We start from the raw sequence: 16,445 nt of genomic DNA, 5'->3' as shown, positions 1-16,445 counted from the left end.
ACTCCGACAACATGCTCCAATACCATACAAGTATGATATTGTTTTTGCCGTAACTTCGAAGATGGAAGCACTGACATCCATATTCTCATCTTCCGCTATACCGATTAATTAATTTAATTCAAGCACATTTATGGCAACTATAAAAGTAAAATTCCGAGAGCCGTCTATGCCAGGAAATAAAGGAACCGTCATCTACCGGATTTCACATGGAAACAAAACGCGCTGTATCACAACCTCATATCTCATTCATCCGGCACAATGGAACTACCGACGAAACATGCCACTCACCGACATCAACATGAAATCATCGGATATTCCCGAGATTACCAGAAATATAAACCGCGATATAAGGCTTCTGGAAAGAATAATCAGGACACTTTCCGACCGGGCTGTTACGTTTGACGCCGACGATATTACCGAAAGATTCAATCGTACGACAACCGAAAACTCACTGTTCAATTTTATGAACGCCACGATAAACAGACTGATACAAAATGGGAGAATACGCACATCAGAAACATATACCGCAGCTCTACGCAGTTTTCGTAAATTCAGAGAGGGGCGCGACATCCCGCTTGACGAACTCGATACAGATACCATCGAGGCATATGAGGCTTTCCTGCGTGCGAATGGACTGGTTCCTAACTCAATATCTTTCTACATGCGCATACTCAGGGCCTTGTACAACCGCGCTGTTGAGGCCGGCATTACCCAACAGCAGAAACCATTCCGCCATGTATATACAGGCATTGACAAGACTGTAAAGAGAGCGCTTCCAATATCAAAAATACGACAATTGCGCAATCTTGAGCTATCTCAATCTCCTGCACTCGCATATGCCCGCGATATTTTTATGCTGAGTTTCTATCTGCGCGGAATGAGTTTCATCGACATGGCGTTTCTACGCAAAACGGCTCTGCACAACAACCGCATAACATACCGCCGCCACAAAACCGGGCAACAACTCACGATAGCATGTACACCGGAAATGAAAACAATTCTCAACCGATATCCCGGCAATGCATCTGACTATCTTCTTCCTATAATCCCTTTACATGTGACCGACGAACGCAAAGCCTACCGCAACCAAAGCTACAGCATAAACCGACGTCTGAAACAGATTGCCGTAATGCTTGATATAACCACCCCTCTCACACTGTATGTTGCGCGCCACAGCTGGGCCTCAGCCGCAAAAGACAGTGGAATCCCTATCAACATAATAAGTCAGGGGATGGGGCACGACTCCGAAACCACCACACAGATTTATCTGTCCTCCCTCGACACATCTGTAATCGACCATGCCAACTCTCTGATTCTGTCATCCCTACTATAATAATATTTGACTCCTAACAGCAGTTGTTATTATTTTTTTAGTAAAAAAATCTTAGCATATCATTATGATGAATTGTCTTCTATTCAAATGCTATTATATTTCTTGCAATGAATCATTTGCCCACTATCATACAGCGGACACTGATATTTCTCAATATCTTTGTATTTCTTATACTTAGCTCCGCAAAGGGACACTGCATCAATCATACGGCTCCGGAAAATGAATCCGGAGCGATTATGATTGACACACCAAACATAACCGGTACTGTGGCAGACATTAACGGCAATCCAATTGCAGGGGCAATCGTTTCCGACGGAAAAAATATCGTTCTGACTGATTCCACCGGATTCTACAGCATGAATTCCGACAAAACAAAAGGAACCGTATGGGTAAGTATTCCAAGAGGATACGAGCCTCCGATATCCGGCTCACGTCCACAGTTTTTTGCATCGTTGACCAGGCCAAAGAAAGTTGCCGAGCGACATGATTTCGTTCTGACGCCGATAGAGAATCCCGACAGTTACGCACTACTTGTCCACACCGACCAGCATCTCACCGGACGCCCGACAGGCGACATAGAACAGTTCCGTTCATTTATCATCCCCGACTTCAATTCTACAATAGCGCAATACCGGGCTCAAGGGAAACACGTATACAGCATATCGCTCGGCGACGCCGGATGGGAGAAACACTGGGTCGAGTATTCATTCGGGCTACCTGACGTAGCATGCGAGTTTGACCGCATCGAATGCCCGGTATTCAGCGTCATCGGCAACCACGACTACAACCCCTATGTATCAGGCGATACCAATTCAACCGATATTTTCCGCAAGAACTTCGGCCCGACATATTATTCATTCAACCTTGGACGGATACACTATATCGTACTCGACGATATAGTGTACATCAACGCCAATGCCACACCTACAGAGATGGGCGACCGGGATTACCGTCGGCGTCTTGATGCCGACCAACTCCGGTGGCTCAAGGCCGATCTCGCCACACTCCCCACCACATCAGAGCCTATAGTAATATGCTCTCATATACCATTTTATTCGGCTCCGGCGCTTAACGACAACGGCTCGTTAACGGTGACCAACAGTCTGCGGAATGTTGAGGAAATCGAAGAGATACTACGCCCGTACAATAATATAAAAGTGTTCACCGGTCACCATCATCGTGCATATAATGTAGAAAGTCCACGCCACAAAGGAATTACCGAATGGGTATATCCGGCTATATGTGCCACCATGTGGCGAACAAAACAGCTGGCAGGCAATCACATAACGGCCGACGGATGCATCGGCGGCTACGGAATATGGACCGTCGACAGCACAGATATGTCCTACCGATATAAGTCACCGGGCTATCCGGCCGACTACCAGATGCGTGTCTACGACCTTAACACCGTGCTTATCAATGCCAAATTGGTCAGCAATAAAGCGGCAAAATCAAAGGTGGCCAAATGTGCCCATGGCTACAACAAACGCAACAAGCGCAACGAACTGCTCATAAACGTATTCGCTTACGGTCCGGGATGGAAAGTCGAAGCCCGGGAAAACGGATTGCCGCTAAAAGTCGAACAGGTGGCGGCAAGCGATCCGCTACATATTCTCTCTTATGAGATTGCGCAGCTCAACAACGGAGAGCACAACGCCCATTCCAAATCAAACCCCTCAATCCACTTTTTCAAGGCAACAGCATCGGCACCGGACACACAGGTTACCGTCACTGTTACCGATCCATGGGGGCATATCTACACCGAAACTGTAGAACGTCCTAAAGCATTTCATAAACTAATGAAATAACCCATTGACTCTCAACATGAACGAACATCAGGAAATTATCGACTATCTTACTTCGACGTCCGACATCCCGGCCGACCTTCTGAAAGCCATCCAACAATGGCTCATAGAACACGGCGGAGAGGCTGCGACCACAGGTGCTCTGTTTTCCGTATGGGACAATATGGGCAATGACAACGGACGCACATCCGTTGACCCCGATATAGCCAAGGGCCTGCAGCGAATATTACGCGATATTGACTCATCAAGAACAGATGCAGCACTGTCATCATCACATAGTGCCATAACGCTTTCCGAAGAACCATATATAGCGGATACCCCCCCGATTGAATGCTCCATAAAGCCCGTCAATGAAAAACCGGCATTTACAAAGTGGCTGTTTATCGCAGCTTCCATTTGTGTGATTTTTTCTGTCGGTTCATTCCTACTCGGAAATATGATGGCCCGTCATTCATCCGACACAGTATTGCTCGCTGCAGAAGGCTCAATCGGCAAATACACCCTGCCCGACGGCACTCGACTGTGGCTTAACGGAGGCTCGACACTGACATACAACAGCGACTTTGACGACTCCGCCGAACGACGTGTATCAATCGACGGCGAAGCATACTTTGAGGTGACACGCAATCCGCGCCGTCCATTTATTGTAGAGATGGAATCAATGGATGTAAAGGTACTCGGCACATCGTTCAGCGCACGCTCATACCCATACTCAGGAGCTGAAGAAGTAATATTGCTGTCAGGTAAAGTAGAACTAAACAGTCCGCTACTGCCCGATGCGCTTATAATGCGGCCCGACCAGAAAGTCACTCTTGACAAGGTAGCACGACAGGCTGTTGTCGAGCCTGCCAATGCCAGAGCATATTGCCGATGGATTGAGCCGGTGACCACATTTGACAACGAGCCGCTTGGCGACATTCTGATTTTACTGTCACGCCGTTATGGCCTCGACATCTCTGTAAACGACTCTGCTCAAGTCGACACACGCATGTCAATAACACTAAACAGTTCACAGTCGCTTGACGAAGTGATATCGATTATAGAGCATATAATCCCGGTAAAAATTACTGCCGATGGAAACAGTCTCACCCTCGCCTCGGCAAAAGCCGGATGACAACCCTTCTCCCGTATTTTACAATAAGCCAATCCAAAACCTTTTATTCAAATATACCAACCCTCAGACATGACTGCAAACTACAAATTCTGCGGCATTACGCGAAGGCTTTCACAAATTCGTGCAAAAGCCTTGATTGCGGCATCAATTATTGCTATGTCGGCCTCGTCGCCCCTATCGGTAGCCGCCGCTCTACCAAGGGTAAGCATCAATGCAAACGACATTACCGTAAAACAACTGCTTCACGACATTGAGTCGAAATGTAATTATACATTTGCCTACAGTGACGGAGCAGGTCTACCGACATCAAAGCGCGTCACACTCCATGCTACCGACCGACCTATCGACGAGATTCTCGCCGAAGTTCTTCCGGGAGCCGACGTGGAGATAAAAGGCACAACAATCATGCTCACCCCGGCCAAGGCTGCGCCCGAAACATCCAAATCCGGAAGCGCAAAGACACCCAAGGCCAATAAAAAGACCGTGACCGGGCGCGTTGTCGATGACAGCGGAGAGCCGATAATAGGAGCTACTGTGATGCAGAAAGGTACCAACAACGGTACCTCAACCGATATCGACGGCAACTTCACCCTTTCCATCTCTGGCAAAAACCCTACTTTGGTGGCCCGCTACGTAGGTTGCGAGCCCAAAGAGATAAAGGCCGCCCCGGGCACTTCGGTCAACATCACGCTTGACCAGTCAGGAGTAAAACTAAACGACGTTGTTGTCACCGCGCTTGGTATCAGCCGAGAGCAGAAGTCGCTCGGCTACGCTGTGTCAAAGGTATCAAGCGAAGACCTTAATAATACCGTATCCGGCAACTGGCTTAACTCCATGAACGGTAAAGTTGCAGGCCTTTCGATGACAAGTGCCGGTTCAGGCCCCCTTGGCTCCATGCGCGTTGTACTACGTGGTGAACAGTCGCTTAACTATGGTGCCAACGAGGCGCTTTTCGTAGTCGACGGTGTGCCCATCACCTCAGGAGATGCCGGCACCGGCAGTGGAGCTTCATTCTCCAACTCAGATGCACCTATCGATTTCGGTAACGGCGCCTCTGAAATCAATCCCGAAGACGTAGAGTCAGTGACCGTGCTGAAAGGTCCGGCGGCTACCGCCCTATATGGTTCACGTGCAGCCAACGGAGCCATCGTCATAACTACAAAATCAGGAAAGGCCGAGAAAGGCGTGGGAGTCACTCTCAACTCATCTATAACCTGGGAAAAAGCCGGATACTATCCCGAATTCCAGGGAGTCTACGGTCCGGGAGCCGACGGTGGCTTTGCCCCATACGCATTCTGGCGATTCAAAAACATAGACGTACCCGAAGGATTTCCGGCTAAAGCCAACGGCTCACGCATGAGCTACGGCGAAGCATACAGCGCCGACAAACTGCGCAGCCAATACAACTCGTACAACCCCGTCACCGGCGAGTGGACACTCACGCCCTTTGTATATGCCGACGACTGGTTTACCGGATTCATGGAAACAGGTGTAACATACCGCAACAACATTACCGTAAGCTCCAACAACGGCAAAGGAACATCAGCACGCCTGTCTATAACAGATACACGCAACGACTGGATTCTCCCCAACACCGGATATAAGAACCAGACAGTATCGGTAGCGCTCAACACAAAAATGAACAAATGGATGAAGCTGCAGGCCCGTGTCAACTATCTGCACAAATCATCCGACAATCTGCCGGTACAGGGCTATAGCAATCAGAGCCCATTCTACATGCTTATATGGGGCAACACCAACATAAGCCCTGCTCAGTATCGGGAAGAATATTTTGGAGGCAAATGTACTCTCGAAAACTATTCAGGCGACCGTTATGACGGCAAAGCCATGGTAGGAAGCATGGGAAATGCCAAGCCCGTAAACCCTTACCGTCAGATGTATGAGGCAACAAATGCCATAAACAAAGACCGCGTATACGGCAACGTTGCCTTAAACATTGCCTTCCCGGTAAAAGGTCTTACCCTTGACCTGCGTGCCGGCACTGACATAAGTGTCGACTGGCGCCAGCAGAAGAAGCCATTCCGCTCGCCTGACTACGACCGTGGCTTCTATCGCGAACAGAACAACCGTGACATCGAGACAAACCTCGACTTCATGCTACGCTATGTCAACAACAAACTTGTCGGAAAACGTCTCGGACTCAACGCTGCCTTCGGCGGCAACTCTATGATACGCCGTGTATTCAGAAATTCCGTGACTCTTAAAAATCTCGGAGAAGAGGGTATATACAATACCACCAACCTCCCCGACGGAGAGTTCGCCCGCCCATACAACTGGCGTAGCCATAAGGTTGTCAACTCATTTTATGGCTTTGTCAACTTGAGTTGGGATGATACATATTATCTTGACCTTACAGCCCGAAACGATTGGTCATCGGCTCTCGGTCGTGGCAACTGGTCATTCTTCTATCCCTCGGTCTCGGCAAGTGTATTGCTCGACAACGCCCTCAAGCTCCACGACTCTGCTCCATGGATCGACATGCTGAAAATCCGCGGTTCATGGGCCAATGTCGGCAATGATACAAACCCCTACACCCTTACCGACACATACGCGTCATCATCATCATATCCCTCAAGCTCACTTCTACCCACTACTGCAGCCAATTACTTCATCAAGCCTGAAAATGTAGAGAGCTGGGAAATAGGTATCGAGTCCATGTTCCTCCACAACCGCTTCGGTGTAGATGTCGCTTTCTACAACTCATCTACCACCAACCAGATTGTAAGCGCTGTAGCCGACATGATCACCGGAGTGTCCGCACGCAAGATGAATGCCGGCGAAATCAGAAACCGTGGTGTTGAAATCGCGCTCCATGTAATACCCGTACAGACACGCAACTTCACTTGGTCGTTCGACATCAACTGGAGCCGCAACTGGAACAAACTCGTATCTCTCGACAAAGACTGGGACCCCTCTGCCGCATTTATCCAGAACGACGGTGCAGGTGGCAGCTATGCTTCGATACGTTCCTACGTGGGCGAAGAGATGGGATGGATTTATGGCAAGGGATATAAACGTGCTCCACAGGGAGCCACCTACACCGATGCCAACGGCAATGTAGTCGACTGCTCGGGCATGAAGATTATCGATGCCTCCAACGGCATACCTCTGCTCGACGATGCCGCCGACACACGAATTGCAAAAGTCAATCCCACATGGCGCGGCGGTATGACACATTCATTCCGCTACCGCGACTTTACTCTCGGACTTACATTCTCGGCACAGATGGGCGGACATGCTTTCTCCCATACAAATGCCGTGCTTTCCTACATGGGAAAACTCACCAACTCGCTTGAAGGCCGCTACGATGGACTTACTGTAGAGGGTGTCGTAGCCACCGAAAATGCCGACGGATCCATCACCTACACTCCCAACACCCGTCCGGTAGCGTCGGTAATCGACTACTATCAGAAAGCCAAATACATCCGCAATAACGCCGAAGAGCACACATTCAAGACCGACTTCTTCAAACTCGGCGAAGCCCGACTCGACTACTCGCTCCCTCGCAAGATATGCCGTAAACTGCGTGTCGTGCAAGGAGCCGCCATCGGCGTTTATGCCACCAACATCTTCTGCATCACCGACTGGCCCCAGTTCGACCCTGAGGCGGCCGGTACAATGAACGGTACAAATATTGTAAACGGCCTTGAAATGGGCGCCCTTCCGATGACCCGCACATACGGCTTCAATATCAAACTTTCATTCTAATCCCATCATATCCGACATGAAAATCAAAAAATATACAATCGGTATCCTTACAGCATCGCTAATTGCCACCTCTTCGGTGTCATGCTCCGACAGCTTTGAAAGCATAAATACCGATCCCAACGAGACTCCAATGGGAATGCTTAACCCCTATGGAGTGTTCGAAGCGATGTTTTACGGCTATGTAAACCGATCGCTTGCATTTACACGCCAGTACAACAACGAACTCGTACAATTCACTGCGTGTACCGGGTCCAACGGCAACGACATACATCGCTACAGCATAAACAACAGCAACGTATCCACCATCTGGACATACTACGCACGCTATGCAGCCAACGCCGACCATATGGTACAGCTCGGCATAACAAAGAACGAGCCGGCGGCACAGGCTGTAGGTCTGACGCTCAAAGTCCTTATAATGTCGAATCTCACCGACCTGTTCGGCGACGTGCCATACCGCGAGGCTTTCCAGCACGACCAGGATAACTGGACACCGGCTTTCGACTCGCAGAAAGATGTATACGAACAGATGTTCGCCGACCTTGAGGCTGCCAACAACCTGTATGCGAAATCGCCGGTATTTGCCAAACCGTCCATCGACCTTATGTATGGCGGTAATATGACCCTGTGGCAGAAATTCAACAATTCACTGTATCTGCGATTGCTCATGCGCGTGAGCGGACGCACAGAAATGGGAGCCGACACAAAAATCGCCGAGATTGTGTCCAACTCCAGCAAGTACCCAATAATCTCTTCAGAATCCGAAAGCGCTACTGTAAAATACACAGGTATCGACCCGTATTTCAACAATTTCCGTCCAAGCAACACTACAGAGACACAGGTAAAGGCCAATAAGATTGCCAAAACTTTGCTCAACCTCATGCTGCTTACCGGACGTGACTCCGAAGAAGACCCTCGACTTACCACTATGGCCATACAGAGAGCCGGCGACTGGAAAGGTGTACAGGGAGGATGCGCTATATCCGACGCACGCCTGGAGGATGACGGCGCAAGCTATCCCAACTATGCCGTGCTTGTGCGCGACGCCGCGCCTGCCTGGATTCTCGACTATTCCGAGGTACAGTTCATCCTCGCCGAAGCCGCACTGAAAGGCTATATAACCGGTGGAGAAAGTACTGCACGCACTCACTATGAGAATGCCGTGACTGCAAGTTGCAGGAAATGGGGACAGCTCACCCAATACAGTTCGGAAAAATACCAGATTACCGATGAACGTATCGCCGACCTTCTTGCCGGAAAACTCGCAGGATGGGATGAAAATTCCGACCACGACATTCTTATCGCCAACCAGAAATTTATATCTTTGTTCTGGATTGGCTTTGAGGCATACCATGAACTGCGCCGTACCGGATATCCGGTAATTACTATCGGCAATGGCTGCAGTTACAACAACTTCGAGTATCCACAGCGCCTTTACTATCCGACCAACACTGTAGGCTCCAACAGCACAAACGTACAGATAGCTCTCGACCGCATGGGTGGTGAAAACAACCTCCACACTTCGGTATGGTGGAGCTACAAGGCTATCAACGGTACATTTACCGCTGTACGCCAGCAAAAGTAAATCCTTTAATCGCTCACACAACAACCATTATGAAACTCAGACATATATTCAGATTTCCGGGAATGCTGGCCATCTCGGCACTAATAGCCGGAATGGCTACTGGCGTCACCTCATGTAAGGAAGACGACGAGACCATATCAGGCGAACCATATTTCTATATCGAGGGGGCTGAAGACGGTGTGGTACACATGGACGTCAAAGGACTCGCCCAGGACAAATGGGCGTTCGGAGCCGGCGACCATTATATAGTACGGTCCAATTGCCCGTGGAAGATTATTCCGATCGACGGAGAGATGCCCGAATGGATGAAAATATATCCCCTTGAAGGAAATGGAGAAGGAATACTGCGCTTTTATGCAGTCAGCAATCCCATGGCCCAAATACGGTCGGCCGAATTCCGTGTAATAATAAACGGCATCGAGATGGACCAACACCTCGTGCTGTCACAAAACCCGTCAGGGCCGGTACTTACCCTTACCGCAGACAACCTGATGCTCCAGCAGAGCGGCAGTTTCAGCGACGTGATAGTGACGGCCAACTATGATTGGGTAGTTGTTCCCGACCAGACCGCCACATGGCTCAGTGTAGAACGTAATGAAAACAAACTCACCATAGGCACCGATGAACCAAACCACTCGGGAGCCGAACGCACTGCGACTGTCATAATACGCGGTACTGGAGAAAACGCCACAATTACCACTCCTATCACAGTCACCCAGCTCGATGCGATATTCTTCGATGACTTCGGTTGGTGCTTTACCCCAATGAACACGACCGCCGACTTCTGCGACGAACCCAATCTCGACGCTGTAGTCTGCTGGGGCGATCAGAGCCTGCGTATCGACAAATGGATTGACCCTGTAAAGTCGGCCAATCCGGGATGGACAGGTGTAAGAGGTACAAAAAACAAGTCGGCAGGCCCCTACACATACTCCCGCCACAATTACATCCTTTTCGGAACATCCAACAAATGTGCCGGCAACATCTGCTCCCCGGCAATTGCGTCGATTGAAGGAGCAATCAACACGACAGTAAGTTGGAGCATGGCCGGATTCACTTCTGCAAAAAATGCCAAAGAAAAAGGCAATGAGTTCTGGGTATCAATCCTTGGACCCGGACGCATAACCGAGGTGACAGCCAACGGCAGCAGCACCGCGGAAGTAGTGACCGGTCTATGCACAATCCCGTACAACAGCACAGGCAACACGCCGGAAGGCAAAGCCGGCGTGCACGACATTGACCTTACCGAGGCTGCCCGATTCTACATCGGCAAGGATGGTTATTTCGATGTGGACACCGATCCGACAGGCCTTGAAGTCTGGAAAAATCCCGAAAGCATGTTCAGCATGAAAGTCGATGGCATGACTGCCGAGACCCGTATTGTATTTATCGCATGCGACGCCGACAATCTAACTATGGAGACAGGCGAAGGCTGGGATGTACGTGAAGGAAACAGCAAGTATAAGTCAAACCGAAAACTATTTGACAATTTCAAAGTAGTAGAAAACTGACAAAAAGTGTGATATGCCTACAATGGAGGGCGGTGACAGAATAAAAATGTCGTTTATTCTGTCATCCTCTCCATCTCAGGCATCTGTAATATATATTAATCCTATATATTATATCAAGATGGACAGAACACATATTTTCTTCTCCACAGTGCTGATGGCGTTATCGCTGAATACCTCCGCAGAAACCATCGAGATAAACGGCACTGAACGACAGTACGAAGTAATCAAGTCGGAGCAGCCGGCTCCTGGAGTCACATATAGCCGACTGCGATTCACCGACAGCAGTTTTCAGCTCAATGTCAACATGATTGTCACCGACCTGTCAAATCCGGGATGCCGCGTAGAGACATGGTGTGCCAAGGAATCCTCGCGCGGAATCGAAGCCATCACCTCAGCCGCCTCGCGTCTTACCTCCGAAAATCTGAAACCGGTAGCAGCTGCAAACGGCAACTTCTGGTACTGCTACGGACAGAATGAATACCCCACATACAACTATATACCGCGCCTGCTGTCAATACGCAACGGCGTATTAGTGACCGAGCTTAATACCGGACGTGAGAAATGGGACGGAGGAGCCAAGCGCAACGGCGCCGTAGGCATAACATCCGACGGTCATATATACGTTGATTACTTCACCCCCGACTACACGCTTAAAATGCCTACCCGCGAGATGAACATCAATGTATGCAACAAAGGTGTTTCCGCTAAATACGCAACGGCCGGAGAATTGGGTATATACAACAGCTACTACGGCCGCGACACAAAATTCATGTATGTGGAAATTGACGAGAACAAAAAACTCATAATCGACGAAGAGGTAGCCGACGCTACAGAGGTACTGCTTGATATCGATGAAGGTGAAAGCTGGATGACCGCACGCGACATTTCATTTACGGTAAAAAGTGTCAAGAAGAATGCTCCTGCAGGCACTCTTGGAGACCATGATCTTGCCTTGGTAGCGCGCGGCACAACCAAAGCAAAGCGACTTGCTGAACTAAAAGTCGGCGACAAGGTGCAGCTCAACTACTCATTCCTCGTTACCGGCTCCAATGTTACTCCGCAATTTGAACAAGCCATATGTGGCAACGCTCTTGTGATGCGCGACGGCGAACTAACCGAACACAACTACAATGAAGAGTACAACTCAATGATATACTCACGAACAGCCTACGGATGCGATGCCGACAACCGAAAGCTGTATATAATCGTGATTGATAAATCGACCGATCCGGTGTATGGAAAGTCACGTGGCTGCACTACCGCCGAGATGTGTCAGATAGCCCGCCACTTCGGATGCTCTAATCTGGCCAACTTCGATGCCGGAGGATCTGCCGAAATGATGTACGATGGCAAAATCATAAACACCACTACCGAAGCTACCCCTCGCGATGTTGCAAACGGTCTGATGATATTCTCCACCGGAATGTCGGCGGCTATTGATACTGTTATTTCTGAAAACAGTTCGGCAGCGCCAGTCGAATGGTATTCAATCGACGGACGCAGACTCTCAACCGAACCCACGGCATCCGGTATGTATGTACGCCGCCGGGGCAACTCATCTGAGAAAATATTTATAGAAAATTAGCTAATCTGCCCGCTGGATTGTCATAAAAGCGTGTTGACAATATAAAATGACAGAAAAGGATATATCCGACAGCCGACTCATACAGCTTCTGCAAGGCGAAGAGGATACCGCAAGGGGTGCATTGACTATGCTCTATCTGCGGTATGCTCCTCGTGTGCGCGAACTGGCGCAGTGTATCCTTCATGATTCCGACGAAGCCCTCGATGTGGCCCATGATGTATTTATGGCTGTATGGCAGCACCGAAGTGTGCTGGAGGGAGTCGTATCGCCGTCGGCCTATCTGTTCCGGATGACACGCAACGCCGTACTCAACCGTCTTAAGCACCGCCGTATTGTCGATGACTACGCATCGCAGCCATTTGACACGATTTCGCCCTACGACCCGGCCGCGACATTCTCAACACGCGAAATGGCGGCAATGATACGCGCGGCAATTGCCGGAATGCCGCCCCTCCGTCGCAAAATATTTCTTATGAGCCGCTCCCGCGGCATGACCTACCAGCAGATTGCCGAAGCCGTGGGCGTAAGCCACAAGACAGTACAGTATCATATAGGCATAGCGCTCAAAGAATTGAGAAAGGTACTTTCTGCCCTCATGCTGTTTATATGATTTTTCACCTTTATAATCGTAGACATGTGTCATATTCCCGCATAAGCGCGTCTTTATATAAAACGAGCATGAAAAATCTCCAATCAGTATCCATCCTCGCTATAGGAATATCTGCGGCTATGTCACAGGCAGTAGCCGCCACTCAGACAAAAGGTAAACGTCCGAACATTCTGATATGCATGGCCGATGACGCAGCCCATATGGGCGCTTACGGCAACCGCTGGGTCAACACCCCTAACTTCGACCGTGTGGCTCGTGAAGGACTTCTCTTCCGCAATGCATTTACCTGCAACTCAAAGTCGGCGCCGTCGCGAGCGTCATTCATTACCGGACGCAATTCATGGCAACTGCGCGAAGCCGCTAACCATTAGTGTGAGTTCCCTCGCGACATAATGTCATTCCCTGAAGCTCTCCAACTCAACGGCTACTTCACAGGATACACCGGCAAAGGATGGGGCCCCGGTATAGCTACTGACTCTCTCGGCAACGACCGTCTGCTCACGGGCCGCCCATATAACGACATCACATGCACTCCGCCTACAAAGCAAATCAACGCCATTGATTACTCGGCCAATTTTGCACAGTTTCTTAAGGAGTGGGATGGAGAGCAGCCGATATGTTTCTGGTACGGCGCACGCGAACCTCATCGCAAATATGAATACGGCTCAGGCATACGGGCGGGGAAGTCTCTGACAGATATAGACTCTGTGCCGTCCTACTGGCCCGACAACGAGACTGTGCGTACCGACATGCTCGACTATGCCTACGAAATAGAGTATTTCGACCGACATCTCGGCAATATTCTCGCCCAACTCGACAGCATCGGACAACTTGACAACACAATAGTAATCGTAACATCCGACAACGGAATGCCTTTCCCGCGCTGCAAGGGCCAGGAATATTATCAGGCCTCACACCTACCTATGGCAATGATGTGGCACGACGGATTAAAGCACCCCGGACGGGAAGTCAATGAAATCATAAGCCAGATTGACATAGCGCCTACTCTTATGGAACTCGCAGGAGTAGACCCCGTAAACTCCGGAATGCTGCCCGTGACCGGACGCTCCATGACCGACATCATCGCCGACAAGACCAACCCAAAAGTCGACCGCGGATATGTGATGCTCGGAAAAGAGCGCCACGATGTCGGACGACCCGACGATCAAGGATACCCTATCCGAGGAATAGTGCGCGACGGCTATCTGCTGTTGCGCAATTACGCTACCGATCGCTGGCCGTCAGGCAATCCTTCTACCGGATATATGGATACAGACGGCTCACCCACAAAAACCGAAATAATCAAGGCACGCCTTGACTCTGCATCCCATTATCTATGGAATCTTTCAATGGGCAAACGACCGGAACTCGAGCTTTATGACATTAAATCCGATGCAGAATGCATCAATAACCTTGCCGACAATCCGGATATGGCTGAAATCATAACCCGTCTGAACCGCGAGATGACCGAACGTCTTATCGACGAAGGCGACCCGCGCATGTTCGGCGAAGGATACCTGTTTGACCAATATCCAAGTATGAACAAATCGCATATGTATTGGAATCGTGTCAATGCAGGAGAAAAAAAGGTCCCACACCACTGGATAAGCAAAACCGACTTCGACCCCGCCGCCGAAGAGTCGGAATAACAACATACGTTTTATACATCAATCGGTCGGCTATGCCCTCAGGCAATGGCCGACCGATTGATGCTATATCGCCCTATTATTGCGTCGCGACACAAAATTTCATTAACTTTGTCGCCACAAATTATCCGATAAACAGAATATACGCCGCAATGAACCACCTTTTCAAAGAAGTCTCTGAAAACTACACTCTCCCCGAAGCTATCCGCGAAGCTCAGCGCTGTCTCCACTGCAAGGTACCCGGATGTAAGAAAGGCTGCCCCATTTCCAATGACATCCCCGACTGGATTTCCGAACTCGCCAAAGGCAACTTCGGAAACGCAATGAAAATAATCAACTCGCGCAGCAATCTGCCGGCAGTGTGCGGACGCGTATGCGGCCACGAACGTCAATGCGAGGGCAATTGTGTGCTCGCAAAGAAAGGCCGCCATATCAATATTGGTAAACTCGAGCGCTTCGTAGCCGACTTCGACGGAGAGGCCGGACTCACCCACGAGGCTATCCCGGAGAAATCGCGCGGTGCAGTGGCTGTCATCGGTAGCGGACCGGCCGGGCTCACTATTGCCGGCGACCTCGCACGCCAGGGATTCCGGGTGGAAATATTCGAGATGCAACCCGAGCCGGGAGGCGTGCTGATGTTCGGCATACCTGAATACCGTCTCCCAAAGGAAGTTGTCCGTCGCGAAATCAAAAAAATCGAGAACCTCGGTGTACTGTTCCACCTCGATACCACCATCGGCCGCACCCTTACCATCGACGACCTCTTTGCCCGTGGCTTCGACGCCATATTCATGGGCACCGGCACCGGACGACCAAAGACACTGCCGATACCGGGAATTAATCATCCCGGAGTGCGTCAGGCCATCTGGTTTCTGCGACGCGTGAGTCTGTATCAGTCAGGCTGCATCGACCAAAAGGAAGTGGTAATAGGCCGGGGCGACCGTATAGCCGTAATCGGATGCGGCAATACCGCCATCGACGCCGCACGCACAGCTCTGCGCATGGGTGCCGCTGAAGTGACCGTAATATATCACCGTACAGTCAACGAGATGAGCGCCCTCCGCGCCGAATATGACGATGCCGTCGCCGAAGGCGTAAAATTCATGTGGAAATCATCCGTCAAAGAGATTCGCGGAGCTGAAAACGATGGAGCGCCGACCGATATGCCATGGGATGCCGGCAATCGGCTGAGCGGCATAACAGTCGACACCGAAGGCACTCTGACCGACATGACGGTAGACCGCGTGATACTTGCCGTCGGATCGGCCCCGGCATCGCGTATCGTCGACTCGACCGACGGTATTAACGTCGATTCCAAAGGCTATGTACTCACCCGCGATGTGCCCTATGGCATGACGTCACGCAGAGGAGTATTCGCAGGAGGCGACGTAACCAACCGACCAGCCACAGTAGTCCACGCCATGCAGGACGCTAAACGTGTGGCCGACGGTATCATACGCTACATCGATGCCGTAAAACTGATGGAATCCATCGACTTGCCATCATAACATAATTTTGCCCGATACA

Annotated in this window: 9 protein-coding genes and 1 pseudogene; all 10 read left to right on the top strand. The window is 50.1% G+C overall.

Annotated elements, in window-relative coordinates; genetic code table 11:
* Positions 1 to 130 precede the first annotated feature (130 nt).
* The 10 genes and pseudogenes from ADH68_RS08320 (at position 131) to ADH68_RS08275 (ending at position 16,426) form a co-directional block, all read left to right on the top strand.
* Positions 131 to 1,333 carry a tyrosine-type recombinase/integrase gene (locus ADH68_RS08320; RefSeq protein WP_068961213.1) on the top strand — a complete coding sequence of 401 codons (1,203 nt, stop codon included), beginning with the start codon at positions 131 to 133 and terminating at the stop codon, positions 1,331 to 1,333.
* Positions 1,334 to 1,569: 236 nt separating this feature from the next.
* A complete protein-coding gene (locus ADH68_RS08315; protein ID WP_161953081.1) occupies positions 1,570 to 3,141 on the top strand; it encodes a calcineurin-like phosphoesterase C-terminal domain-containing protein in 1,572 nt (523 codons plus the stop codon).
* A gap of 16 nt (positions 3,142 to 3,157) precedes the next feature.
* Positions 3,158 to 4,252 (top strand): FecR family protein, encoded by a 1,095-nt coding sequence (locus ADH68_RS08310; RefSeq protein ID WP_068961215.1) that lies wholly within the window; start codon positions 3,158 to 3,160, stop codon positions 4,250 to 4,252.
* A gap of 69 nt (positions 4,253 to 4,321) precedes the next feature.
* The gene (locus tag ADH68_RS08305; protein ID WP_084274075.1) at positions 4,322 to 7,981 is read left to right on the top strand and encodes a SusC/RagA family TonB-linked outer membrane protein; all 3,660 of its coding nucleotides are present in this window, start codon (positions 4,322 to 4,324) and stop codon (positions 7,979 to 7,981) included.
* A 16-nt stretch (positions 7,982 to 7,997) separates the two neighbouring features.
* Complete coding sequence (locus ADH68_RS08300; RefSeq protein ID WP_068961216.1) at positions 7,998 to 9,566, top strand: SusD/RagB family nutrient-binding outer membrane lipoprotein; 1,569 nt, start codon at positions 7,998 to 8,000, stop codon at positions 9,564 to 9,566.
* A gap of 29 nt (positions 9,567 to 9,595) precedes the next feature.
* Positions 9,596 to 11,077 (top strand): BACON domain-containing protein, encoded by a 1,482-nt coding sequence (locus tag ADH68_RS08295; RefSeq protein ID WP_068961217.1) that lies wholly within the window; start codon positions 9,596 to 9,598, stop codon positions 11,075 to 11,077.
* Between the two features lie 118 nt (positions 11,078 to 11,195).
* Positions 11,196 to 12,662 carry a phosphodiester glycosidase family protein gene (locus ADH68_RS08290; protein WP_157755878.1) on the top strand — a complete coding sequence of 489 codons (1,467 nt, stop codon included), beginning with the start codon at positions 11,196 to 11,198 and terminating at the stop codon, positions 12,660 to 12,662.
* A 46-nt stretch (positions 12,663 to 12,708) separates the two neighbouring features.
* Positions 12,709 to 13,272, top strand: a complete 564-nt coding sequence (locus tag ADH68_RS08285) for an RNA polymerase sigma-70 factor (protein ID WP_068961219.1) — start codon at positions 12,709 to 12,711, stop codon at positions 13,270 to 13,272.
* Positions 13,269 to 14,921, top strand: a pseudogene (locus tag ADH68_RS08280) (sulfatase family protein). The gene ADH68_RS08285 and the pseudogene ADH68_RS08280 overlap by 4 nt, the downstream one beginning before the upstream one ends.
* A 149-nt stretch (positions 14,922 to 15,070) precedes the next feature.
* Positions 15,071 to 16,426: an NAD(P)-dependent oxidoreductase gene (locus ADH68_RS08275; protein WP_068962104.1), complete on the top strand. Its 1,356-nt coding sequence runs from the start codon at positions 15,071 to 15,073 to the stop codon at positions 16,424 to 16,426.
* The last annotated feature ends 19 nt before the right edge of the window (positions 16,427 to 16,445 follow it).

This window comes from Muribaculum intestinale (assembly GCF_002201515.1).
Lineage (GTDB): Bacteria > Bacteroidota > Bacteroidia > Bacteroidales > Muribaculaceae > Muribaculum > Muribaculum intestinale.
The sequence above is the reverse complement of the archived record's forward strand: the minus strand, read 5'-3'. Positions and strand labels throughout refer to the sequence as shown.